Consider the following 23,777-nt stretch of genomic DNA (forward strand, 5'->3'; position numbering starts at 1 on the left):
TCCCGCAGTTGCGCTTACCGAACCTCGATAAAACTCATGAAGACTGCCGCTATCCTGTTGTCTGGTTTGACGTTTGCTGCCGCAGCCTTTGCGAGCGGTGCCCCGGTGCAAGCCAAGCCTGATCTGGCCAAGGGTCAGGCCATCGCCACCCAGGTCTGTGCCGCCTGCCACACGGCCGACGGTTCGCGCGGCAGCCCCGCCAACCCCATCCTGCAGGGCCAGCACCCGGACTACCTGTCCAAGCAGCTGCTGGAGTTCAAGGAAGGCAAGCGCAATAACGCCATCATGAAGGGCTTCGCCGCCACCCTGAGCGACGCAGACATGAAGAATGTCGCCGCCTTCTACGCCAGCAAGCAGGCCAAGCCCGGCTTCGCGAAGAACAAGGAACTGGTGAGCCTGGGCGAGAAGATCTATCGCGGCGGCATCGCCGACCGCCAGATCCCCGCCTGCGCCGGCTGTCACAGCCCCAACGGCGCCGGCATCCCGGCCCAGTACCCACGCCTCTCGGGCCAGCACAGCGACTACACCGAGCTGCAGCTGACCAACTTCCGCGTCAACACCCGCGCCAACAGCGCCCAGATGACGGCCATCGCGGCCAAGATGAACGACCGCGAGATCAAGGCCGTCTCCGACTACATCGCCGGCCTGCGCTGAACGCCCGGCGCCGCATCAGTTACCCCGCTTCCCGAAAGCAAAGGCCGGCGCCCAGCTCCGGCCTTTTTTCATGGCGAGTCCCGTAGCCGGGGTCAGCCGCCACAATGCCAGCCATGTCCGAGTCCACGCCCACCGCCCCCACGCCGAGTTCCCGCCTGGGTCGCGATCTCTTCGATCTGCTGTCCTCGATGCGTTTCGCGATCGCGCTGCTGACGGTGATCTGCATCGCCTCGGTGATAGGCACGGTGGTCAAGCAGCGCGAGCCGCTGACCAACTATGTCAACCAGTTCGGGCCCTTCTGGTCCGAGGTGTTTGCCAAGCTGGACATCTACACGGTCTACAGCGCCTGGTGGTTTCTGCTGATCCTGGCCTTTCTGGTGCTGTCGACCAGCCTGTGCATCGCCCGCAACACGCCCAAGATCATTGCCGACCTGCGCAGCTACAAGGAGCACATCCGCGAGCAGTCGCTGCAGGCCTTCCCGCACAAGGCCATCGGCAGCCTGCCGGTGCCGGCCGAGCAGGCCTATGCCCAGGTCTCGGCCCTGCTGGACGCCGAGGGCTGGAAGGCCCGCGCCCAGATCCGCGACAAGGGCACGATGGTGGCGGCGCGCAAGGGCGCGGCCAACAAGATCGGCTATCTGGCCGCGCACAGCGCCATCGTGCTGATCTGCCTGGGCGGCTTGTTCGACGGCGACCTGATCGTGCGGGCCATGATGTGGGCCCAGGGCAAGACCATCTACCAGGGCGGCGGCCTGATCATGAATGTCGAGCCGCAGCACCGCCTGGCCAGCAGCAACCCGAGCTTTCGCGGCAATCTGATGGTGCCCGAGGGCGGCCGCGCCACCACGGCCATCCTGTCCATGCCCAATGGCGTGGTGCTGCAGGACCTGCCCTTCGACGTGGAGCTGAAGAAGTTCATCGTCGAGTACTACGCCACCGGCATGCCCAAGCTGTTCGCCAGCGAGATCACGATACGCGACCATGAGACCGGCGCCACCCATGAGGCCCTGGTCAAGGTCAACGAGCCGGCCTACCACCGCGGCGTGGCCATCTACCAGAGCAGCTTCGACGACGGGGGCTCGCACCTGACCCTGCGCGCCCAGCCGCTGAGCGGCGCGGCCGCCCCCTTCGAGATCGAAGGCACGGTGGGCAGCAGCACCTCGCTGAGCAATGGCGACGACAAGCTGGGGCTGGAGTTCAGCGGCCTGCGCGTCATCAATGTCGAGAACATGAGCGCGCCCAGCCAGGGCAGCACCGATGTGCGCAAGGTCGATCTGGTCAGCTCGGTCCAGGCCCATCTGGGCAGCGGCGCCAAGGTCAAGACCGAGAAGGCCTTGCAGAACGTCGGCCCCTCGTTCAGCTACAAGCTGCGCGATGCCGCCGGCCAGGCCCGCGAGTACAACAACTACATGCTGCCGGTCGATCTGGACGGCCACAAGGTCTACCTGGCGGGCGTGCGCGACACGCCGGCCGAGGCCTTCCGCTATCTGCGCATCCCGGTCGACGAGCAGGGCGAGATGGCCGGCTGGCTGGCGCTGCGCCGCGGCCTGGCCGATGCGGGCCTGCGCGAGCGCGCCGCCCGCCGCTATGCCGAGGGCGCTACGCCCAATGACAAACCGCAGATGACCCCGCAGCTGGAGGCCACCGCGCGGCGCGCGCTGGCGCTGTTTGCCGGCGCCGAGGGCATCAAGCCGGGCGCCGCAGCCGGCCCGGCGGTCGGCGGCCTGCCGGCGCTGTCGGCCTTCATCGACAGCGAGGTGCCCGAGGCCGAGCGCGGCCGCGTCTCCGAGGTGCTGCTGCGCATCCTCAACGGCAGCCTGTTCGAGCTCTACAAGATCGTCCGCAGCCAGGCCGGCCAGCCCACGCCCGAGGCCGGCGACAACACCCAGGCCTTCATGACGCAGGCGGTGCTGGCGCTGTCCGACAGCATGTTCTACCCGGCCCCGGTGCTGCTGCAGCTGGCCGACTTCAAGCAGGTGCAGGCCAGCGTGTTCCAGGTGGCGCGCGCGCCGGGCCAGAAGCTGGTCTATCTCGGCGCTATCCTGCTGATCATCGGTGTGTTTGCGATGCTCTACATCAAGGAACGCCGGCTTTGGATCTGGCTGGAGCCGGTTCAGAATGGCACGACACGGGTGCGCATGGCGCTGTCCTGCACGCGCAACTCGCCCGATACCGATAGCGAATTTGAGGCCCTGAGACAGGCCTTGTTGAAGGAGCAAGCATGAATACTGCCAGCGCATCACTGCCCCTGGGACGACGCGGCCTGATCGCCAGGCGCGACTGGCAGGACTGGGTCTTCGCCCTGCTGGTACTGGCCGGCGGGGCCTTCGCCTTCCTGCGCTACGGCGCCTCGATGGATGGCTACGAGAAAGGCATCCTGGCCTTCGCGATCCCCTCGCTGATCGCGCTGGGTTGGTTCTGGAAGCCTTTGCGCCTGCTGTGTGTGCTGGTCGGCACGGCCGCCCTGCTGGCGATCAGCCTCTACAACCGCACGCCCGACAGCTTCGGCGCCGACCTGGCCGCCGCCGAGCAGGTCTTCCTGCTGAAGTACATGCTGTCCAGCCAGAGCGCGATCCTGTGGATGAGCCTGCTGTTCTTCATGGCCACCCTGTTCTACTGGGGCGGTTTCTTCACGAAGAGCGGCCAGACCAGCGCCGCCGAGGCCATAGGCACCCGGCTGACCTGGGGCGCCGTCTTCATGGCCCTGGTCGGCACCATGGTGCGCTGGTTCGAGAGCCACCAGATCGCCCCGGACATCGGCCACATTCCGGTCAGCAATCTCTACGAAGTCTTCGTGCTGTTCTGCTGGATGACGGCGCTGTTCTATCTCTACTACGAGGCCCGCTTCAAGACCCGCGCGCTGGGCGCCTATGTGCTGCTGGTGATCAGCGCGGCGGTCAGCTTCCTGCTCTGGTACACGGTCAGCCGCGAGGCGCACGAGATCCAGCCGCTGGTGCCGGCGCTGCAGAGCTGGTGGATGAAGATCCATGTGCCGGCCAATTTCGTCGGCTACGGCACCTTCGCGCTGGCCGCGATGGTGGCCCTGGCCTATCTGCTGAAGACCGCGACCCAGCGCGCGCTGATCATCGGCCTGATCGGCGTGCCGGCCGCGCTGATCGCGCTGATACTGGCGGTGCGCTTCGGCGCCGCGCTGCCGGCCGAGACCATCAGCGGCCTGGACGGCTGGGCCCGCAAGATGGGCGGCGTGCTGGGCTTCTTCGTGGTCTGCGTGCTGCTGCGCGACAAGCTGACCGCCCGCCTGCCCTCGCTGACCCTGCTCGACGACCTGATGTACAAGGCCATCGCGCTGGGCTTTGCCTTCTTCACGATCGCCACCATCCTGGGCGCCTTCTGGGCCGCCGAGGCCTGGGGCGGCTACTGGAGCTGGGACCCCAAGGAAACCTGGGCCCTGATCGTCTGGCTCAATTACGCGGCCTGGCTGCATATGCGGCTGATGAAAGGCCTGCGCGGCGTGGTCGCCTCCTGGTGGGCCCTGGTCGGCCTGGTGGTCACGACCTTCGCCTTCCTGGGCGTCAATATGTTCCTGTCGGGCCTGCACTCCTACGGCGAGCTCTGAGCCAGGGTCATGAAGTCCTGGCTGCTGTCGGCGCTGTGGATCAGCGGGGCGGCTGCAGCCCAGCCTGCGGCGCTGCGCATCGCCACCGGCGAGCTGCCGCCCTACGCCACCACCGGCCGGCCCGATCAGGGCGTGGCGCTGCAGATCGTCCGGCGCGCTTTCGAGCTGGGGGGGCATCGGGTCAGCTATCACTTCCTGCCCTGGTCGCGTGCGCAACAGGAGACCAAGGCCGGCCTGTGGGACGCCTCGGCTTACTGGGGCGCTTCGGATCAACGCCGGCGCGACTTTCTGCTCAGCGACACGGTGCTGGTGGAGCAATGGGTGATGGTGCATCGCCGCGAGCTCGACTTCGACTGGCAGCAGCTTGAGGACCTGAAGCCCTGGCGCATCGGCGTGATCCGCGACTACACCTACACGCCCGCCTTCTGGAAGCTGGTGAACCAGGGCGAGCTGCGGGCCGATGCCACGCCGGACGACCTGACCGGCCTGCGCAAGCTGCTGCTGGACCGCATCGATGTGCTGCCCATCGAGCTCAATGTGGCCTGCGACCTGCTGTCCAAGCACTTCAGCCCCGCCCAGGCCGCCCAGCTGGCCGCCCATCCGCGACGCCTGACCGACAGCTTCACCACCCATTTGCTGCTGCCCCCTCAGGCGGCGCGCAGCCCCGCCCTGCTGAGCGACTTCAACCGCGGCCTGGCCCTGCTGCGCAGCTCCGGCGAATACGCCCGCATCCTGGCCAGCGTCCAATGCCCGCGCAACTGGATACAGGCGCCTCGCAGCGCTGCTCAGATACCCGAGTCGCGCCCCTGATTTAGCGTTATCGCGTAAGGTTCGCCAGCGCTCGCCCGACAGTGAGCCACAGCCCCAGGAGAGATGCATGCCCCGAGTCCGCCCCATTCCGTTCGATCAGCCGATCGCGTCCGAGATCACGCCCCAGCATATTTACGAGGCGCGGCGCGACTGGCTGCGCCTGATGGCAGGCGGCGCGGCCGGCGCTGCGCTGGCCGGCTGGGCCGGGCGTGAGGCATTGGCACAGAGCGCCGCCAAGCTGCCCGGCGCCAAGAGCGCCCTCCCCGGCGCGCTGACGATGGAGAAGCCGACCAGCTTCAAGGACGCCAGCACGTATAACAACTTCTACGAGTTCGGCACCGACAAGGCAGATCCGGCGCGCAGTGCCGGCACGCTGAAGACCCGGCCCTGGACCGTGGCAGTCGAGGGCGAGGTCGGCAAGCCCGGCCTGTTTGATCTCGACGCGCTGCTCAAGCTCAGCGCCATGGAGGAGCGCATCTACCGGCTGCGCTGCGTCGAGGGCTGGTCCATGGTGATCCCCTGGGTCGGCTATTCGCTGGCCGAGCTGATCAAGAAAGTGGAGCCCACCTCCAAGGCCAAGTACCTCGAGTTCATCACCCTGGCCGACAAGGCCCAGATGCCGGGCCTGCGCTCGGGCGTGCTGGACTGGCCCTATACCGAGGGCCTGCGCATCGACGAGGCCATGCATCCGCTGGCGATGCTGGCCTTCGGCATGTATGGCGAGGTCTTGCCGAACCAGAACGGCGCGCCGGTGCGCCTGGTCGTGCCCTGGAAATACGGCTTCAAGTCCGCCAAGTCCATCGTCAAGATCCGCTTCGTCGAGAAGCAGCCGGTGTCCAGCTGGACCCGCGCGGCAGCCCAGGAGTACGGCTTCTTCTCGAATGTGAACCCCAAGGTCGACCACCCGCGCTGGAGCCAGGCCACCGAACGCCGCATCGGCGAGGACGGCCTGTTCGCGAAGAAGCGCCCGACGCTGATGTTCAACGGCTACGAGGCCCAGGTCGGCCAACTCTATGCGGGCATGGATCTGAAGAAGTTCTACTGACGTGGCGCGACGTTCCCGGTGGCTGCACCCTGCAGCCAAGCCCCTGCTGTTCCTGCTGTGCCTGCTGCCCTTCGCCGACCTGCTGTGGGGCGCCATCGCCAACACCCTGGGCGCGAACCCAGCCGAGGCGCTGATACGCGGCCTGGGCGACTGGGCGCTGCGCTTCATCTGCATCACACTGGCGATCACGCCGCTGCGGGTAATCAGCGGCCAGCCGGCGCTGGCGCGCTTTCGGCGCATGCTGGGCCTGTTCGCCTTCTTCTATGCCAGCCTGCATCTGCTGGCCTACGGCTGGCTGGACCAGGGCCTGGATCTGGGCGAGATCGCCCGCGACATCGCCAAGAGGCCCTTCATACTGCTGGGTTTCACGACCTGGCTGCTGATGCTGCCGCTGGCGTTGACCTCGTTCAACCGCGCGATCAAGGCGCTGGGCGCCAAGCGCTGGCAGCTGCTGCACAAGGCCATCTATTTGCTGAGCCTGGTGGCGGTCGCGCACTTTCTGTGGCTGCGCGCCGGCAAGAACAATTTCACCGAACCGCTGATCTATCTGGCCGTGCTGGCCCTGCTGCTGGGCTGGCGGGCCTGGCGGCGTTGGCGCAGCTGAGATAATCGCGGGCTGGCCGCCCTGGCCACAAATCCGCCTGCATGTCTCTATGAGCACCTCCCCTGTCGTCCTGATCACCGGCGGCGCCCGCCGTCTCGGGCGCGCGATGGCCCTGGAACTGGCCGGCGCCGGCTATGGCGTGGCCGTGCACTACCGCAGCTCGGCCGAGGAGGCCATGGCCCTGGTGGGCGAGCTGCGCGGACGCGGCGTTCGGGCTCAGGCCTTTGCCGCCGACCTGGCCGTCGAGCATGAATGCGAGGCCTTGCTGCCGGCCGTCGTCGCCCACTTCGGCCGGCTCGATGCCGTCGTCAACAACGCCTCGCTGTTCGAGTATGACGACGTCGAGAGCTTCGGCTATGCCCGCATGGACGCGCACTGGCGCGCCAATACCGCGCCGGCCATCGTGCTGGCACGCGCGCTGCATCGCCAGGCCGCCGCCCAGCAAAGCCAGGCCTGCGTCGTCAATGTGCTGGACCAGAAGCTCTGGAATCCGAATCCGGACTATCTGTCCTACACCCTGTCCAAGGCCGCGCTGGAGGCCTGCAACACCTTGCTGGCCCAGGCGCTGGCGCCGCGGCTGCGGGTCTGCGGCATCGCGCCCGGCGTGACGCTGGCCTCGGGGCCGATGAACGAGGCCGAGTTCAGCGCCGCCCACCGGCTGACGCCGCTGCACTACTCCTCCACCCCCACCGACATCGCGCGCAGCGTGCGCTTTCTGCTGGAATCGCCGGCCATCACCGGCACCACCTTGCTGGTCGATGGCGGCCAGCATCTGGCGGCCCAGGCCCGCGACGTGATGTTCCTGACCCCCAAGACCGAACAAGGCCTTTGATATGCACAGCCCTCTTGCCCACCCGGCCCTGCTCGACTGCCGCCGCCTGTTCCTGCGCGACTACGAGGTCTGGATCAATATCGGCGTGCACGACTTCGAGAAGAAGGGCGAGCAGCGCGTGCTGATCAATGTCGACCTCTACATCCCGCTGGCCCAGTCGACACCGACCGCCGACGAGCTGCACGAGGTGGTCGACTATGACTTCATGCGCCGCACCATCGCGGAGCGCGTCGGCCGCGGCCATATCCATCTGCAGGAAACGCTGTGCGACGACATCCTGGCCCTGATGCTGGCGCATCCGCGCGTCAAGGCGGCCCGCGTCTCCACCGAGAAGCCCGATGTCTACCCCGACTGCGATGCGGTCGGCGTCGAGGTCTTCGGCCTCAAGCAATCGTAAGGAACAAGCCATGAGCGACACCCTGTTCGCCCCCGCCGAGGCGCTGGCCACCGACACCACGGCGGTCGACAAGAAAGCGGCGCTGGAGATCAACAAGCTCTCCAAGCGCCTGCACCGCCAGGTCGGCCAGGCCATCACCGACTTCAATATGATCGAAGACGGCGACAAGGTCATGGTCTGCGTGTCCGGTGGCAAGGACAGCTATTCGCTGCTGGACATCCTGATCAACCTCAAACAGCGCGCGCCGATCAAGTTCGACATCGTCGCGGTCAACCTCGACCAGAAGCAGCCGGGCTTCCCGGAAGAGATCCTGCCCGCCTATCTGAAGAGCCGCGGCGTCGACTTCCATATCGAGGAGCAGGACACCTACTCCATCGTCAAGCGCCTGATCCCCGAAGGCAAGACCACCTGCAGCCTGTGCTCGCGGCTGCGACGCGGCATCCTCTACCGCGTCGCCGAGGAAATCGGCGCGACCAAGATCGCGCTGGGCCACCACCGCGACGACATCGTCACGACCCTGTTCCTGAATATGTTCTTCGGCAGCCGCATGAAGGGCATGCCGCCCAAGCTGGTCAGCGATGACGGCAGGAATGTCGTGATCCGTCCGCTGGCCTATGTGCGCGAGCCGGACCTGGTGCGCTGGGCCGAGCACCGTGAGTTCCCCATCATTCCCTGCAATCTCTGCGGCAGCCAGGAGAACTTGCAGCGCGTGCAGGTCAAGGCCATGCTCAATGACTGGGACCGCCGCTTCCCGGGCCGGGTCGAGAACATGTTCACCGCGATGAGCAATATCGTGCCCTCGCACATGATGGACCGCAAACTCTTCCCCTTCGAAACCATCAAGGCCAGCGGCACGCCGGAGCCCGACGGCGATATCGCCTTCGACGAGGACGAGGCCTGCGGCAGCCCGGCCACGCCGGCCTCGGTGATCAAGCTTCACCGCGACGAAGACTGAGCTTTACACGCGGCTAACAAGAGCGGTTCAGAATAGGCGCTTACCAAGGAGGCAAGAATCATCATGCAAAGACGTCACCTCTTGTTGAGCGCTGTTGCGTTGGCGGCTCTGAGCGCCTGCAGCGGCCCCTACACGATACGCTCCGAGGTCAGCAGCTTCGGCACCTGGCCGGCCGGCCGAGCGCCCGGCAGCTATGCCTTCGAGCGCCTGCCCTCGCAGCAGCAGGAAGGCTCGCGCCAGACCGAGCTTGAGGATGCCGCCCGCGTGGCGCTGGAGAAGGCCGGCTTCAAGCCCGCCGCCGATGCCAAGAGCGCCGATGTGCTGGTGGCACTGGGCGTGCGCGTCAGCGCGCAGGAGCGCGCGCCCTGGGACGACCCGCTGTGGTGGCGCTGGCACGGCAATATCAATGCCTGGCGCTATGGTCGCATGGGTCGCTCCTATTACTACCCGCTGCACTATCCGGTGGACCGCCGCTATGACCGCGAGGTGGCCCTGCTGCTGCGCGACCGCGGCAGCAGCGAGCCGCTGTACGAGGCCCGCGCCAGCAATGACGGCCTGACCCAGGGCGATGCCGAGCTGATCAGCGCGATGTTCGAGGCCGCGCTGAGCGACTTCCCGAACACCCGCCCCGAGCCCCACGCAATCGCGGTGCAAAGAATCCGGTAACAAGCGTCGTCGATAATCGCGGCTTCTGAAACGGAAGACGCGCTGATCGCTATGACGTTGAACCTGGTCATCATGGCCGCGGGCAAGGGCACCCGCATGAAGTCCACCCTGCCCAAGGTCCTGCACAAGCTGGCGGGTCGCTCGCTGCTGCGGCATGTGCTGGACACGACGGCCGAGCTGGGCGCCGCCCAGCGCCTGGTGATCACCGGCCATGGCGCCGAGGAGGTCGAGGCGGCGGTGGCCGGCCCCGCCGGATCTGGTATCGCCTTTGTGCGCCAGATGCCCCAGCTCGGCACCGGCCATGCGATCCAGCAGGTCGTGCCGCATCTGCCCGACAGCGGCAGCACCCTGATACTCAACGGCGACACGCCGCTGATCAGCGCCGCGACGACGCGCCAGCTGGTCGAGGCCTGCGGCGGCGAGAAGCTGGTGCTGCTGACCATCGAATACAGCGACCCGACGGGCTACGGCCGCATCGTGCGCGAGGGTCAACTCGTCAAAGCCATCGTCGAGCACAAGGACGCCACGCCCGAGCAACGCCAGATCCGCGAGTGCTACACCGGCATGATGGCCGCACCGACGGTGGCGCTGAAGCGCTGGGTCGCGGCCTTGAAAAACGACAATGTCCAGGGCGAGTACTACCTGACCGACATCGTCGCGATGGCCGTGGCCGAGGGCGTGCCGGTGGTCAGCGTCAAGACCGGCAGCGAGACCGAAGTGCTGGGCGTCAACAGCCCCTTGCAGCTGGCCGATCTGGAGCGCCGCTTCCAGCATCTGCAGGCCGGCGCGCTGCTGGAGGCCGGCGTGCGCCTGGCCGACCCGGCGCGTTTCGATCTGCGCGGCTCGCTGAGCTGCGGCCAGGATGTCGAGATCGACGTCAACTGCGTCTTCGAGGGTCAGGTCGTGCTGGGCGACGGTGTGCGCATCGGCGCCAACTGCGTGATCCGCAATGCCCGCATCGCGGCCGGCGCGCGCATCCATGAGTTCACCCATATCGATGGCGAGGCCCAGGGCGTCACGGTCGGCGAAGGCGCGCTGATCGGCCCGTTCGCGCGGCTGCGGCCCGGCGCCGAGCTGGGCGCCGAGGTCCATATCGGCAACTTTGTCGAGGTCAAGAATTCGACCCTGGCCAAGGGCGCCAAGGCCAATCACCTGGCCTATCTGGGCGACGCCACGGTGGGTGAGCGGGTCAACTATGGCGCCGGCTCCATCACCGCCAATTACGACGGCGCCAACAAGCACCGCACCGTGATCGGCGCCGATGTGCATGTGGGCAGCAACTGCGTGCTGGTGGCCCCGGTCGAGATCGGCGCTGGCGCGACGATAGGCGGCGGCTCCACGATCACCAAGCCGGTGGCGGCCGGCGAGCTGGCTGTGGCACGCGGTAAACAGGCCGGCATCGCCGGCTGGACCCGCCCGAGCAAAAAGCGCTGAGCCGTGACAAATGCACGAGAATCCGGGGCCATGGCCGCCAATAACCCTCAACAACCATGAACAAGGGACAGCTGCGGGACAGCCCGATGCCTAGCATTGTCAGCAGTTTCTTCTTCGAGGCCTGCAGTCATGGCGATCCTTATCAAGCAGCGAGCCGGCACCTCCGTGCAGCCTGAGCACGACTCCGCCTGGCAAGGCCTGGATGAGTGCCGGGCCGAGGTCGATGAGGAGGCAGCCGAGCGCAGCGCGGCGCTTGAGCAGCTGGCGCTGGAGCATGCCCGCTGCGACGACGCCGCCAGCGCCTGCTGGTATCTGTGCCGCAGCCTCGGCGCGGCGCGCCAGCTGGAGCCCGGTGGCGAGCCGGGCCTGGAACTGCTGTTCGAGCTGCTGGGCGCGCTGGCAGATCTGCCGGCGCTGGCCACCGTCGCGACGCCGGAAGCGGTGGCCGGCGAGGCCGATGGCCTGGGCGTGTTCGAGCTGTGCCAGCAGCTGCAGGCCGCCCGCGAGCAGACCCAGGAAGCCTGGCGCGAGCGCTCCGATCCGGATCGCCCCGCCTCACTGCTTCACTGAAGCGTCCTCAAAAGCCCCGCACCGGCAGCTGCGGCCCGCGCTGCAGCCAGTTGCGTGGCGAATAGGCGCTGGCCGCATCGGTCACATGCAAGGTGTAGGCATGGCGTGAGTGCGCCGAGCGGTTCGGCGCGCTGTAGTGCGGCAGCAGGCCATGAAAGATCACCAGCGCGCCGGCCTCGACCTCCAGCGGCTCGGCCAGCGCATCGACCGAGGGCCAGGGCGTTTCGTCCAGCGTCTCCATCCAGGCTCGCCGGCCCTCGCGCACAAAGCGCTCGCGCAACACGCCACGAGGCCCGCGATGGCCCCCCGGCTCGGCCCACAGGCAGCCGTTGTCGCGCGTCGCATCCTCCAGCGCGAACCAGAAAGTCGTCACGGTGATGGGATCGCTGTCGAAGAAGCTGGCGTCCTGGTGCCAGCGCACCTCGCCGCCTATGCCCGGCTGCTTGAAGATATACATGGACTGCCAGACCTGCGGCCGGCTCAGGCCCACATCGCGGGCCACGGCCGCCAGCTCGGGCCCGCTGGAGAACTCGCGGAACACCGGGTCCAGGTCATGCATCGCATGGCCGATCTTGTTGATCGACAAGGCCTTGGCCTGGCGCAGCCGGCCCTGGGCGTCGAAGGCCTCCTCCTCGAAGAAGCAGCGCATCTTGTCGTCGGAGTCGAGGAAGTAGTCGTCGACGTTGCGCTCCTGCTCCTGGGTCGTGAAGATGGCACGCTGCTCGCCGGGGTCGAAGGCCTCGACCAGGGCCTCGGCGCGCGCGCGCAGCGCGGCGATCTGGGCGGCGTTCTTGAAATGGGGCAGTATCAGGAAGCCCTGTTCGTCAAAGCTGGATTTCTGTTCTTGGCTCAGCATGCATCACTCCTGGTGGCCTGCAGTTTAGGGCCTGCCCCCATTGCGAGGGGCCGGGCACGGCGGCAAGCTGAGCGGCCTGGAGATCGCCATGAAACTGCTGAAGACACTCGCTGTGCTGATTCTCGGACTGGTCGCGGTGCTGCTGCTGGGTGGCCTGCTGCTGTCGTCCAAGTTCACCGTGACGCGCACGGCGCAGATCCAGGCCGCACCGGACAAGGTCTATGCGCTGTTGGCCAACCCGCGCCACTGGAAGCAATGGTCGGTCTGGAACCAGCGTGACCCGGCGATGCAGATCGAGTACAGCGGCCCCGAATCAGGCAGCGGCGCCGTCTGGGCCTGGAAGAGCAAGAGCGAGGGCGACGGCCGCATGACCTTCACCACCGCCGAGCCCGGCCAGCGCCTGGGCTACGAGCTGTTCTTCCCCGATTTCGGCACCACCTCGCAGGGCGAGCTGCGCCTGGAGCCCAGCGGCTCGGGCACGAAGATCAGCTGGGTGATGAACGGCGATATGGGCAGCAACCCGCTGTTCCGCTGGCTGGCCCTGTTCGGCGACCGCATGGTCGGCCCCGACTTCGAGGCCGGCCTGGCCAATCTGAAGGCGCTGGCCGAGCAACCCTGACCTGCCTCATATTGCAGCAGGCCAAGCAAACCCCTTAGGAATCAATCACTTGGCGCCACTGTGGGCAGCTTGCCCACGAACTTGTCCACAGCGGGCGGGGACAGTTCAGCGCAGCTGGCTTCGCACATGGGCAGCCACCGCCGCCAGCGTCGCCGTCAGGCATTGCCGCAGCGGCTCGAAGCCGGCATTGCGCTCGCGACTGAGCTCGTCCATATAGAGCGGGCGGCGGATCTCGATCTGCAGGCTGTGGCGGCGCTCGGCCGGCCGGCCGATGCGGCCGATCAGGGCCACGCCCTTGTAGGGATCGTTGCGCGCGACGCTATAGCCGTGGCCGCGCAGGCTGGCCTCAATCACGTCCAGCAGGGCCGGCTCGCAGGTCGTGCCGTCGCGGTCGCCCAACACGAAATCGGCCAGCGCATCGCTGCGCGTCAGGCCCAGGCGCTCGAAGGCATTGTTGGGCATCGAGTGCAGGTTCAGATGCCAGACCGCGCCGAAGCGGGCATGGGCACGCTCGACCGCCGCATCGAGCGCCGCGTGATAGGGCTTCCAGCAGTTGCCGATGCGGGCCTGCACCTCGGCCACCGAAAGCTTGCGCGCGTAGATCGGCTGGTCCTTGGCCACCTGGCGCCAGATCAGGCCATAGCCCAGCCGGGTCTTCTCGCCGGGCGCCAGCGGTTCGGGCCAGGGCTCGGCCAGCAGCGCCGGATCGAGGTCGGCCAGTTCACGGTTCGGGTCGATATAGCTGCGCGGGAAGCGCGCCGCCAGCAGCGTCGCGCCCTGGGCCGGCGCGGCCTGCCAGAGCGCGTCCACATGGGTGTCCTCGCCGCGCCGCAATGTCAGCGGCGGCAGGCAGCTGCCGAAGTCGTCCGGGTACTCGATGCCGCTGTGCGGCGAGTCGCAGATCAAGGGAATCTCAGGGGGCAGGTCTTGCCCCCCGGGCAGCTGCAGGCGGAACGCGGTGTCGGGCGTGAAGCGCATCGTGGTCAGTCCAGGCGGATCTTGGCCTTGGTGACGATACGCTGATATTTGTCCAGCGCGGCGCGGATCTGCAGGGCGAACTGCTCGGGGCTGTTGGCCATCGCGATGCCGGAGATGGACGCGGCCTTCTCCTTGAACTCCGGCGTCTGCATCGCCTTGTGGGCCGCCTCGTGCAGCTTCTTCAGCACCGCCGGCGGCGTGCCGGCCGGTGCCACCAGGCCGAACCAGCCGCCCTCGGCCATCTCGGCAAAGCCCAGCTCCTTGTAGGTCGGCACCTCGGGCAGCACCGCCGCCCGCTGCGGCGCCAGCACGGCCAGCGCGCGCAGCCTGCCGGCCTTGATATGGGGCAGGGTCGAGGGCAGGTTGTCGGTCATCGCATTGACGACGCCGGCCAGCGCATCGGTCGAGGCCTGGCCCGCGCCCTTGTAGGGGATGTGCAGCAGCTCGATGCCGGCCAGGTCCATGAACTGCTCAATGTTCACATGGCCCAGCGAGCCATTGCCCGGCGAGGCGAAGCTGTACTTGCCCGGCGCGGCCTTGGCCAGCGCAATGAATTCCTTCATGGTCTTGGCCGGCACGCTGGGGTGGACGACGAAGACGCTGGGCACGGCCAGCACATTGCTGATCGGCGCGAAGTCCTTCACCGCGTCATAGGGCAGCTTGGTGTAGACGGCCGGGTTGGCGCCATGGGTGCTTTGTGTCGCCATGCCGATGGTGTAGCCGTCCGGCGCGGCCTTGGCCACCGCATCGGTGCCCAGGGTGCCGCCGCCGCCGCCGCGGTTCTCGACCACCACGGTCTTGCCCAGGAAAGGCCCCATCTTCTCGGCCAGCAGGCGCGCCACCATATCGGTGGAGCCACCCGCCGCGAAGGGCACGATCAGCTTGACCGGCTTGTCCGGATACTCGGCCAGGGCCGATAGCGGCAAGGCAAGCAGCAAGGCGGCGGTCAGCAGAGGACGGCGGTGAAGGCGCATGGCGAGGGGCTCAGGTGTTGAACAGGATGGCGCGATTCTGTGACCTGCGCTCGGCGCATGAGTCGACAAGTTCTCAAGCAGTCATGCGCCGCACTCATAGCAAAATCGGCCCATGCGCATCCGATCCCCCTCTTTGCATGAGCTGCATGCCTTTGCCGCGACCGCCCGGCTGGGCAGTTTCTCGAAGGCGGCCGAGCTACTGTGCGTGACCCAGGGGGCGGTCAGCCGCGCCGTCGCCCGACTTGAAGAGCATCTGGGCCAAAGCCTGCTGCTGCGTCAGCCGCGCGGCAATGAGCTGACGCCGGTGGGCCGCAGCTATCTGGAGCTGATCGAGCCGGCACTGCAGACGCTGGAGTCGGCGGCGGTGGCGCAGCGCACGGCCGAGGGGCCGACGCGGCTGCGCATCTCGGTGGCCCCCACGCTGGCGACCAAATGGCTGATCCCGCGCCTGCCCGACTGGCAGGCCCTGCATCCGCAAATCGCCTTGAGCCTGGCGCCCTACCGGCGCGACGAGGACTTCGGCGACCCCGAGGTCGACGCCTGGCTGCGCCCCGGCGAGGACCTGTGGCCGGCCGGCATCACGGCCGACTACATCGTCGGCCGCGACATCGTGCCGATCTGCCGCCCGCAGGAGCTGCGCGGCCGCCAGGCGCTGCGCGAGCCGGCCGATCTGCTGAGCCGCCCCCTGCTCTATCACAGCAACTATCCGGACAACTGGCGGCAATGGCTGGAGGCGGTCGGCGTGCACGACGCGCAGCTCAAGCCCAGCGCCGATTTCGAGCAGGTGGCGATGCTGGTGCAGGCCGTCGTCTCCGGCCTGGGCGTGGCCGTCGTGCAGCGCTGCCTGATCGCCGACGAGCTGGCCGCCGGCCGCATCGTCATCCCCTTTGATCAGCCGGTGCAGATCAGCCGCGGCTATATGCTGTGCACCCGCCGCGCCAGCCAGACGCAGCGGGCGCTGCGCAGCCTGCGCCAATGGCTGCTGGCGCAAGCGGGCTAATCGAGGCTATCGAGGCCAAACAAGGTCGCACCGTTGCCCCAGGCGATCTTGCGCGCGGCCTCGCTCGGCAGCTCGCCCAGCCATTGGCGGGCCTCGCTCATCAGCGCCTCGTAATACTGCCAGCGCTGGTTGACCCAGGTGTCCGAGCCGATCAGGAAACGCTCGGGTTGCTCGCTCAGCAGGGCCTGCCAGTCCGCGCTGAGGCGGCCGTTCTCGGTCAGGCCGGGGCGGTAGGACAGCTCGCCCAGCAGGCTCGGGTAACGCTTCAGCAGTTCGCGGACCCGCGTGATCGGCACGCCGCCGATGCCGGTATGGGCCCAGATCAGCCGCGCCTTCGGTGCGTGGGCCATCAGCTTGTCAATCGCCACATCGTCGACATGGGCCAGCACCACCAGCCCCCGCTCGGCCGCCAGCTGCATCAGCTGGCGCGCCACCGGGCCATCGGCATTGGCGCTGTCGTAGAGATGGAACTCGCCCAGGCCGCGATAGGGGCCGGACGGTGTGCCGCGCTTGAGCTCGTCCAGCACCATCTGGTAGATCGTCGGGTCGGCGAACCAGCCGCTGTAGTCGGCGCGGTTGCGGTACAGGCGCACAAAGGGCACGACCCGCAGGCCGGCCGCGCGCGTCGCCTCGCCAGCCCCGGCCAGGCTCAGCGTGCCGGCGTTGGGCCGGCTGTTCGCGACGATGGCGCGCACGCCGCTGCGCTGCATCCGGCCCAGCACATCGGGCAGCGGATGCGGCCCCTGGGCCTCGTCGTTGTAGTGCAGATGGGCGTCGAACAGCGGGCCCTCGTAAGGCGCGGCCTGCGCGGCGCAGGCCCCAAAGGCCAGCAGAGCCAGCAGGGTCAGCACCCAGGCGCAGTAGCGCATCGCGCTCAAGACAGGCTCACGATGCACTGAGGCTGCGCTCGTGGCCGGCGATCAGCCGGCTGATGCGCGAGACCGACAGGCCCAGTTCTCCGGCCAGCACCGTCATCGACAGACCACCCTCGGTATGGGCGCGGTACAGGGCCTGCTCGCGCGAGGCGCTGTCACGCCGCCACTGGGCAAAGGCCTTGGGCGCCGCAGCCCTGCGCGCCGACCTGGCTACCCGGCCGGCACCAGCGCCGGCCTGGGCCAGCATGCGCTGGGCAAAGGCCTCGTCGCCCAGAAAGATCTGGTGGCGCAGATGGACCCAGATGTCCAGCCCGGGCTCGGCGGCCAGCAGCTTGGCGTAGCGCTCGGCGGCCCGCTTGCGGTCGGCCGCAACCCGGGCCTCGCGGCCCAGCACATGGCTGAACAGGCCTTGCACATCGAGCCAGTCCGGCGCCGGCTGCTGGCCCAGGTGCGCGCCCAGGCTGTGCCAGGGCCAGTCGGCCCCGCGCCGCACCAGCCCCTGGCGCTCGGCGCTCAGATCGACATAGCGGCAGGCATCGAGCAGTAGCCGCTCCCGGTCCACCAGCACTGCCTTGAAGCGGCCCTGGAACAAGGGGCCGGTGCCGCCGTGGCGGCGGTTGAAGCTCTGCGTGTAGACGCCGTTGAGATGACGCATCAGGCGAGAGAGATTGGCCTGGCGGGTGTAGATCAGCAGCTGGTAGGCATCGCCCGCGAAGCTGTAGGCCAGCACCTGGGCGTCGAAGCGCTGGGCCGCCTGGGCCATCACCGCCAGCAAGGTGCTGCGGTCGGCGTCGTCGCGAAAGATCGCCGCGCCCTGCTCGCCATGCGAGCTCAGCAGGTAGACGGCGCCGGCGAATTCGATGCGTGGGGGTCTGGCCATGAAGCAACTTAGGCCATCGAACCCCAAAAGGCAAGGCCTGACCCCGCCGGCCAGGCCCGCCGCCGGCCGGCGCGTCCGTTGTTTGAGGTACAAACTCGGCCTGACCACCACGACCGAACCCACTTATGGCCTCCAGTCTGCTTGCCCTGCTCGATGACATCACCACGGTGCTCGACGATGTGGCCGTGCTCAGCAAGCTCGCTGCCAAGAAGACCAGCGGCGTGCTGGGCGACGATCTGGCGCTGAATGCCCAGCAGGTGACAGGTGTTGCCGCCGAGCGCGAGTTGCCGGTGGTCTGGGCCGTCGCCAAGGGCAGCTTCATCAACAAGCTGATCCTGGTGCCGGCGGCGCTGGCCATCAGCGCCTGGGCACCCTGGGCCGTGACGCCGCTCTTGATGCTGGGCGGCGCCTTTCTGTGCTTCGAGGGGGTCGAGAAACTGGCCCATAAATTCCTGCACAGCGCCGAGGATGCCGCTCACGAGCAGGCGCTCAGCGAGGCGGTCAAGAACCCGGCGATCGATCTGGTTGCGCTGGAGCGCGACAAGATCAAGGGGGCAGTGCGCACCGACTTCATCCTGTCGGCCGAGATCATCGCGATCACGCTGGGCACGGTCGCGGCCAGCGACTTCACGACCCGGGTGCTGGTACTCAGCACCATCGCCGTGCTGATGACGGTGGGCGTCTACGGCCTGGTGGCCGGCATCGTCAAGCTCGATGACGCCGGGCTCTATCTGAGCCGTCAGGCCGGTACCTTGCAGCAGCGCCTGGGCGCGCTGATCCTGGCGGCCGCGCCCTGGCTGATGAAGGCCTTGTCGGTGGCCGGCACGGCGGCGATGTTCCTGGTCGGCGGCGGCATCCTGACCCATGGCATCCCGGGCGCCCATGAGCTGATCCATCATGCGGTGCAGGGCATCAGCGGCAATGGTTTCGTCCAGGGCCTGCTGGGTCTGCTGGCCGACGCCGTGGTCGGCATCGTGGCCGGCCTGATCTCGCTGGGCCTGGTCAGCGGCGTTCAGAAGGTCTGGCGCGGGGTCAAGTCTTGAGTTCGCTGCCGCCCGGCACATCGCGCTGGTAGGGCGGCAGCTCGGCGCCGCAGTCGCGGCAAAAGCGCGCCTCGGGCAGATGGCCCTCGCTGAGGCAGTCATGGCAGCTGCGCGTCGTCGTCGGCCGGCCGTGGCGCTGGGCCGTCATTTCGGCGGTGACGATGCCGGTCGGCACGGCCAGCACGCCCCAGCCCAACAGCATCATCAGCGAGGCGATCGCGCGGCCCAGATCGGTCTTGGGCGTGATGTCGCCGAAGCCCACCGTCGTGATGGTGGAGATGGCCCAGTAGAGGCTGGTCGGAATGCTGGTGAAGCCGTTGCCCGGGCCCTCGACCACATACATCACCGTGCCCAGAATCAGCACCACCATCAACACCACCGACAGGAACACCAGGATCTTGCGCGCACTGGCGCGCAGCGCATGGGCCAGCATCGCGTACTCGGCCACATAGGCGCCCAGCTTGAAGATGCGGAACACCCGCAGCAGGCGCAGCACCCGCACATCGACCAGGAAGTACAGCTCCGGCGCAAACAGCGCCAGATAGGTGGGCAGCACGGCCAGCAGATCGACGATGCCGTAGAAGCTGCGCGCATAGCGCCAGGGATGGCGCACGCAGGCCAGGCGCAGCAGATACTCGATCGTGAACAGCGCGGTGAAGACGAACTCCAGCACACGGAACAACCCGCCCCAGCGCGCCTTGATCGGGGCGACGCTCTCCAGCATCACCACCGCGATGCTGGCCAGCACCAGCGCGATCAGCACCATGTCGAAGGCCCGGCCGGCGCGCGTGTCGGCCTCGAAGATGACGGTGTAGACCTTCAGGCGCCAGCCGGACAGCGGCCGGCCCAGGCGGTCCGCCTGTATTTGCTGAAGCGGGGGTCGCAGGCTGTTGTTATCGGTTCGCATAGCTGTTGGAATGTAGCGGCAAGCGCTGAGGTCTAATACCGGTCCGCGTTTTTGCAGATTCACGAGGATGGCCGCATGAAAATCCACAATGTCGAGATCCAGAAGTTCAAAGCCGCCTCCAACACGATCAACGGCCTGATGGTGTTCAAGGTCGATGCCCTGGTCACGCCCAAGGCCCCGGTCGAGGGGATAGAGCCCAGCACCCTGATCAGCATGACCGAGGCCAATGCCCGGGTGCTGATGGCCTTGCTGAAGGCCCAACTGGCCGAATTCGACGGCAAGAAGGCCAAGAGCCGTTTCTGAACCGGACCGGCGACAATCGCGCGATGGAATACCCCCAATACAACCCCCAGTCCGACAACCTCCCGCTCTCCGACGAGGAGTTGTCGACGCTGGATGACATGCTGGCCCGGCTGCCCAGCGACGGCGCGATGAATATCGAGGCGCTGGACGGCTATCTGTCCGGCCTGCTCCTGAGCCCGCAGCCGCTGGCCGAGCTGCCCGGCTCGGACTGGCTGCCCCTGGTCTGGGGCGGCGACGGCGAGGAAGGCCAGCCCGACACCTGGCCCTTCGTCAGCGGCAAGCAGAAAAAGCGCGTGATGCTGCTGGTGCTGCGCCATCTGCGCGCCATCGCCCATCAGTGGGAGCTGGCCGCCGTCCGACCCGAGGCCTGGGAGCCGATCTTCAGCATCGCCGAAGTGGACGAGCAGGATCTGACCGATGCCGGCGACTGGTCGCTGGGCTTTCTCAGCGCGGTGGACCTGGCGCCTGGCGCCTGGAAGCCGCTGTTCGAGAACGCCGAAACCGCCGCGCTGCTGGAGCCCATCACGCTGCTGGGCAGCGAGGAGTCGCAGCTCAGCGAGCTCGACGCCGCCCGCCTGGCCGACCCGCTGCAGCGCGACGCGCTGAGCCGCGCGGTGCCGGACAACATCCTGCAGTTGCTGGCCTCGCGACAGGCCTCCTGAGCCCTGCTCAGGGCTGGGCGCGGCCCAGCTGCTGCAGCCAGAAGGCCTCGTACTTGCGGTGCCAGCCGACGGTCTTGACCGCGCCGCCCATCGCGTGCTCGCCATCGGGGTCGAGGAAGAGATCGACCAGGGGCTGCTTGCCGGCCTCCATCAGCGCGCGGTAGACATTGACCGTGTCCTGGTACAGCACATTCGGGTCCAGCATGCCGTGCACCAGCAGCAGCGGCTTTTTCAGGCCCTTGGCCAGCGGCAGCAGCGAATACTTGCGCAGCACCGGCTTCTTGCGGTCCACCGGGCCGATGGTGCGGCCGCTGTACCAGCTGTTGTAGTTCTCCCATTCCGTCGGGCCGGCGCCGGCAATGCCGGCGGCGAACAGATCGGGCTTCGTATACATCGTGTACTGGGTCTGGAAGCCGCCAAAGCTCCAGCCGTTCAGGCCCACGCGCGCCGGATCGACGCCCAGGGTCGCGACCATGTAGCGGTGCAGGTCCTCCAGATCCTCGCTCTGCGGCTGGCCCGGTCGCTCCCAGTTGGCGCCGGCGAAGCGGCGGCCGTAGTTGGAATGGCCGCGCGGGTCCACCGTCACCATCACATAGCCGTGGCGCACCGCCATATACATCGCGAACAGATAGCCGGTCGGCTGGAAGCTGTCGGTCTCGACCGAATGGCGATCGTTCAGCGGGCCTCCATAGGTGTAGACCACGGCCGGGCGGCGGTCGCTGGCCTGCCAGCCGGACGGCTTGAACACATAGGCCGGAATATTGTCGCCATGGCGGTTCCTGAAGCTGAATCGCTCGGGCCGCAGCCGGTCCACCTCGGCCCAGGCCGGGTCATGGCTCTGGGTCAGCACGCGTGCCGGCTGGCCGGGCGCTGAGGAGATCAGCTTCAGCTCGGGGCGCTGGGCCCAGTGACCGGCATTGGCGGCCAGCCAGCGGCCGTCCTCCGAGACCACCGCATTGCGGTGATAGTCGGGCGCGCTTCCCAGCGCCTGCATCGCGCCGTCGGCCAGCTCGACCTTGTAGAGATTCATCGCTGCCGTATCGTCGCGGTTGGCCGCGACAAACATCGCGCGGCTGTCCGGCGTGAAGCCCAGCAACTGATGCGCCTCGAACTCGCCCTGGAGCAAGGGCTTGAGCTGGCGCGCTGCGATGTCCCAGGCCCAGGGCTGGCGGAAGTCGTTGTCGGACAGCAGCGCGATCAGCCGCTTGCCATCCGGCGTGAAGCGCGGCGCGAACACATTGACCAGCTCATGGTGCACATCGCCGCGCCGCTCGATCACGACCTCCGGCTTGGCCATTTCGTCGGCACGGCCCAGGTAGACGCGCAGCAGCTCCTTCTCGCGCTCCCAGGTCGCGAAGGCGTAGTGGCTGCCGTCGCGGGCCCAGGCCACCGGGCTGATCTCGAACCAGCCGTCGCCGCCGGCCTGGGTGAAGACCGGCGCCGGCTGGCGGGCCGGCGCACCGTCAAGACCCGGCACCCGGCGGATATACAGCGCCAGCGGCTGCTGCATGCGCTTGTCGTCCGAGACCTCGCGGTCGACCGTCTTGGCCGTCGCGAAGCGCTCGCCGTAATTCATGATCTCGACCTGGCGGCCGGGCTTGGGCGCCGGGCCGCTGGCACCGTTGGGCGGCACCAGCGGCGCGCGCGCCAGCAGCGACATCCAGCGGCCGTCCTCGCTGAGCACGGTGGACTCGATGCGGTACTTCTTCGCCGCCTCGTCCTCGTCGGCATGGATCAGCTCGCGGTTGATCACCTGCACCGCCATGCCGGCAAAGCGCGCGCGCAGCACACGGCTCTCGTCCATATAGACAAAGCCCTGGTCGTCGGGCGTGTAGGCCACGATGCGCAGCTGGCGCTGCGTGCCCAGCAAGGGCGTGAGGCGGTTGCCATCGGCTTGCCAGCGGAACAGACCGCCGCGGTACTGGAAGATCAGCTCATCGCGCTGGCGCGCCCAGACGATCTGGCTGACGCCGGGATAGAGGTCGGTCGGCTTGAGCTTGTCCTTGGCCAGCTTCTTCCTCAGCTCGTCGCGCCATTCCCAGAGCTCCTTGTCCTTCTCAGGCAGCGAGGCCGCGGCACTGGCCGCTGCGGCGGCCGAGGCAGCGGCGCTGGCCGGCTTGCCGGCACGCCGCGCGGCCAGGGCGTCGGCAGCGCGTTTCTCGGCCTCGGCCTCGGCCTTGTCGGCGGCATTCTGCGCCTCCTCGCGCTTTTTCTTCTCGGCGAATTCCAGCTTCAGGGCCGCAATCTCGGCCAACTCCCACTGCGCCAGATCGACCGTCTCGCCGCGCAGATAGGCGGCCTGCGCCTCCTCGCGGGCCTGGCGCTCGGCCTGCTCACGCTCGCGCTGCAGGCGCTTCTTCTCGAAACGCTCCAGATCCTCCGGCGCGTCATGGGCCTGCATCAGGGCCGGCGATGTCAGGCGCAGCGTCTTGCCGCTGCGCGTGTCATGCACATAGAGATCGCTGCCGGGCTCGCCATGCGGGTTCCACAGATAGGCCAGATAGCGGCCGCTGCGGCTGAAGGCGGGCTCGCGGGCCGGCTCGCCCCGGTAGGGCTTGTCGCGAAACAGCGACTCCAAGGTCAGCGGCGAGGGGTTCTGGGCCAGCACCGGCTGCAGGCCGGCGCCAAGGGACAGGGCGGCCAGCAGGGCGGCGGCCACAGAGACGGATTTCCAACGTGCCAAATCGATAACTCCCGAGCAGCCCGCGCTTCGGGCGGAGGGATTCTAGGGTTGCCCGGCCCGGCGGCCGCCGCAAGGCATAGCCAAATCGCACGCGGCCGCAGGTCTCTCAGTTAATATCCGCCCTACCCGTCTTGGGTCCATCCGCCCGCCCCATGCTCGTCAAGATCTTTGCCAGCCTCGGCCTCGCGATCTGCCTCGTGCTGGCCCTGCATATGTGCTTGAGCCGGCGCCATCAGCTGCGCATGGAAGCCTGGTGGGCGACGGGCTGGCGCTGGATCTCCAAACGAGCCATCAGCCCTTTCGATGCCCGCGAGCGCCGCCGCGCCGCGCACGAAGCCGCGATGGAAGCCATCAACCGCGCCAAGCGCAGCGCCCCCGACACCGACCGGGGCCAGTGGGACGGCAACGTCTACCGCCCCAAGCAGTTCGACAAGCCGCGCAAGCCGCATTAGC

The 23,777-nt window shown here is 67.8% G+C and carries 25 protein-coding genes; 18 read left to right on the forward strand and 7 right to left on the reverse strand.

Features of this window, described 5'->3' with window-relative positions; all coding sequences use genetic code 11:
- Positions 1-36: 36 nt before the first annotated feature.
- The 12 genes from O5M90_RS11725 (at position 37) to O5M90_RS11780 (ending at position 11,544) form a co-directional block, all read left to right on the forward strand.
- Positions 37-654: a c-type cytochrome gene (locus O5M90_RS11725; RefSeq protein ID WP_137943675.1), complete on the forward strand. Its 618-nt coding sequence runs from the start codon at positions 37-39 to the stop codon at positions 652-654.
- A 113-nt stretch (positions 655-767) separates the two neighbouring features.
- Positions 768-2,879, forward strand: coding sequence for a cytochrome c biogenesis protein ResB (locus O5M90_RS11730; RefSeq protein WP_269841188.1), 2,112 nt, complete (start codon positions 768-770; stop codon positions 2,877-2,879).
- Positions 2,876-4,231: a c-type cytochrome biogenesis protein CcsB gene (gene ccsB / locus O5M90_RS11735; RefSeq protein ID WP_269841189.1), complete on the forward strand. Its 1,356-nt coding sequence runs from the start codon at positions 2,876-2,878 to the stop codon at positions 4,229-4,231. The genes O5M90_RS11730 and ccsB overlap by 4 nt, the downstream gene beginning before the upstream one ends.
- A 9-nt stretch (positions 4,232-4,240) precedes the next feature.
- Positions 4,241-5,041: a substrate-binding periplasmic protein gene (locus O5M90_RS11740; RefSeq protein ID WP_137943672.1), complete on the forward strand. Its 801-nt coding sequence runs from the start codon at positions 4,241-4,243 to the stop codon at positions 5,039-5,041.
- Positions 5,042-5,108: 67 nt separating this feature from the next.
- Positions 5,109-6,086 (forward strand): protein-methionine-sulfoxide reductase catalytic subunit MsrP, encoded by a 978-nt coding sequence (gene msrP, locus O5M90_RS11745; RefSeq protein ID WP_269841190.1) that lies wholly within the window; start codon positions 5,109-5,111, stop codon positions 6,084-6,086.
- A gap of 1 nt (position 6,087) precedes the next feature.
- Complete coding sequence (locus O5M90_RS11750) at positions 6,088-6,690, forward strand: sulfite oxidase heme-binding subunit YedZ (protein ID WP_269841191.1); 603 nt, start codon at positions 6,088-6,090, stop codon at positions 6,688-6,690.
- A 49-nt stretch (positions 6,691-6,739) separates the two neighbouring features.
- Positions 6,740-7,522 carry an SDR family oxidoreductase gene (locus O5M90_RS11755; protein WP_262970183.1) on the forward strand — a complete coding sequence of 261 codons (783 nt, stop codon included), beginning with the start codon at positions 6,740-6,742 and terminating at the stop codon, positions 7,520-7,522.
- Between the two features lies 1 nt (position 7,523).
- Positions 7,524-7,919: a dihydroneopterin aldolase gene (locus tag O5M90_RS11760; protein WP_137943669.1), complete on the forward strand. Its 396-nt coding sequence runs from the start codon at positions 7,524-7,526 to the stop codon at positions 7,917-7,919.
- 10 nt (positions 7,920-7,929) lie between these two features.
- The gene (ttcA, locus tag O5M90_RS11765; RefSeq protein ID WP_269841192.1) at positions 7,930-8,874 is read left to right on the forward strand and encodes a tRNA 2-thiocytidine(32) synthetase TtcA; all 945 of its coding nucleotides are present in this window, start codon (positions 7,930-7,932) and stop codon (positions 8,872-8,874) included.
- A gap of 63 nt (positions 8,875-8,937) precedes the next feature.
- A complete protein-coding gene (locus O5M90_RS11770; RefSeq protein ID WP_269841193.1) occupies positions 8,938-9,540 on the forward strand; it encodes a DUF4136 domain-containing protein in 603 nt (200 codons plus the stop codon).
- A gap of 51 nt (positions 9,541-9,591) precedes the next feature.
- A complete protein-coding gene (gene glmU / locus O5M90_RS11775; RefSeq protein ID WP_269841194.1) occupies positions 9,592-10,974 on the forward strand; it encodes a bifunctional UDP-N-acetylglucosamine diphosphorylase/glucosamine-1-phosphate N-acetyltransferase GlmU in 1,383 nt (460 codons plus the stop codon).
- Between the two features lie 129 nt (positions 10,975-11,103).
- A complete protein-coding gene (locus tag O5M90_RS11780) occupies positions 11,104-11,544 on the forward strand; it encodes a hypothetical protein (protein WP_269841195.1) in 441 nt (146 codons plus the stop codon).
- A gap of 7 nt (positions 11,545-11,551) precedes the next feature.
- Here O5M90_RS11780 and O5M90_RS11785 read toward each other — a convergent pair whose 3' ends face one another.
- Positions 11,552-12,400, reverse strand: coding sequence for a phytanoyl-CoA dioxygenase family protein (locus O5M90_RS11785; protein WP_440402036.1), 849 nt, complete (start codon positions 12,398-12,400; stop codon positions 11,552-11,554).
- Between the two features lie 88 nt (positions 12,401-12,488).
- Here O5M90_RS11785 and O5M90_RS11790 point away from each other — a divergent pair, with 88 nt between their 5' ends.
- On the forward strand, positions 12,489-13,019 hold the full coding sequence (locus O5M90_RS11790; RefSeq protein WP_269841198.1) for an SRPBCC family protein: 531 nt from the start codon (positions 12,489-12,491) through the stop codon (positions 13,017-13,019).
- 105 nt (positions 13,020-13,124) lie between these two features.
- Here the strand turns inward: O5M90_RS11790 and O5M90_RS11795 are convergent, their stop codons facing one another.
- Together O5M90_RS11795 and O5M90_RS11800 are read right to left on the reverse strand one after the other, a co-directional pair.
- Entirely contained in the window at positions 13,125-13,997 is an 873-nt protein-coding gene (locus O5M90_RS11795) for an N-formylglutamate amidohydrolase (protein ID WP_269841199.1), read from the reverse strand.
- Between the two features lie 5 nt (positions 13,998-14,002).
- Positions 14,003-14,971: a tripartite tricarboxylate transporter substrate binding protein BugE gene (locus tag O5M90_RS11800; protein ID WP_269841200.1), complete on the reverse strand. Its 969-nt coding sequence runs from the start codon at positions 14,969-14,971 to the stop codon at positions 14,003-14,005.
- 112 nt (positions 14,972-15,083) lie between these two features.
- On the opposite strand from O5M90_RS11800, the gene O5M90_RS11805 reads away from it, so the two are divergent.
- Positions 15,084-15,971 carry a LysR substrate-binding domain-containing protein gene (locus O5M90_RS11805; protein ID WP_269841201.1) on the forward strand — a complete coding sequence of 296 codons (888 nt, stop codon included), beginning with the start codon at positions 15,084-15,086 and terminating at the stop codon, positions 15,969-15,971.
- Here the strand turns inward: O5M90_RS11805 and O5M90_RS11810 are convergent.
- Positions 15,968-16,840 (reverse strand): amidohydrolase family protein, encoded by an 873-nt coding sequence (locus O5M90_RS11810; protein WP_269841358.1) that lies wholly within the window; start codon positions 16,838-16,840, stop codon positions 15,968-15,970. The genes O5M90_RS11805 and O5M90_RS11810 overlap by 4 nt on opposite strands.
- A gap of 16 nt (positions 16,841-16,856) precedes the next feature.
- Positions 16,857-17,726, reverse strand: coding sequence for a transposase (locus O5M90_RS11815; protein WP_269841202.1), 870 nt, complete (start codon positions 17,724-17,726; stop codon positions 16,857-16,859).
- A gap of 125 nt (positions 17,727-17,851) precedes the next feature.
- Here O5M90_RS11815 and O5M90_RS11820 point away from each other — a divergent pair, with 125 nt between their 5' ends.
- Positions 17,852-18,769: a DUF808 domain-containing protein gene (locus O5M90_RS11820; RefSeq protein WP_269841203.1), complete on the forward strand. Its 918-nt coding sequence runs from the start codon at positions 17,852-17,854 to the stop codon at positions 18,767-18,769.
- On the opposite strand, the gene O5M90_RS11825 is transcribed toward O5M90_RS11820, so the two are convergent.
- Positions 18,759-19,676, reverse strand: coding sequence for an ion transporter (locus O5M90_RS11825; RefSeq protein ID WP_269841204.1), 918 nt, complete (start codon positions 19,674-19,676; stop codon positions 18,759-18,761). The genes O5M90_RS11820 and O5M90_RS11825 overlap by 11 nt on opposite strands.
- Positions 19,677-19,751: 75 nt before the next feature.
- On the opposite strand from O5M90_RS11825, the gene O5M90_RS11830 reads away from it, so the two are divergent.
- Positions 19,752-19,979 carry a hypothetical protein gene (locus tag O5M90_RS11830; protein ID WP_262970195.1) on the forward strand — a complete coding sequence of 76 codons (228 nt, stop codon included), beginning with the start codon at positions 19,752-19,754 and terminating at the stop codon, positions 19,977-19,979.
- Positions 19,980-20,002: 23 nt separating this feature from the next.
- A complete protein-coding gene (locus O5M90_RS11835) occupies positions 20,003-20,641 on the forward strand; it encodes a UPF0149 family protein (protein WP_269841205.1) in 639 nt (212 codons plus the stop codon).
- A gap of 7 nt (positions 20,642-20,648) precedes the next feature.
- On the opposite strand, the gene O5M90_RS11840 is transcribed toward O5M90_RS11835, so the two are convergent.
- The gene (locus O5M90_RS11840) at positions 20,649-23,300 is read right to left on the reverse strand and encodes a S9 family peptidase (RefSeq protein ID WP_269841206.1); all 2,652 of its coding nucleotides are present in this window, start codon (positions 23,298-23,300) and stop codon (positions 20,649-20,651) included.
- A 176-nt stretch (positions 23,301-23,476) separates the two neighbouring features.
- Here O5M90_RS11840 and O5M90_RS11845 point away from each other — a divergent pair, with 176 nt between their 5' ends.
- The gene (locus O5M90_RS11845; protein WP_137943653.1) at positions 23,477-23,776 is read left to right on the forward strand and encodes a hypothetical protein; all 300 of its coding nucleotides are present in this window, start codon (positions 23,477-23,479) and stop codon (positions 23,774-23,776) included.
- Position 23,777: the final 1 nt, after the last annotated feature.

Origin of the sequence: Paucibacter sp. M5-1 (assembly GCF_027498415.2) — a bacterium.
Lineage (GTDB): Bacteria > Pseudomonadota > Gammaproteobacteria > Burkholderiales > Burkholderiaceae_C > Roseateles_E.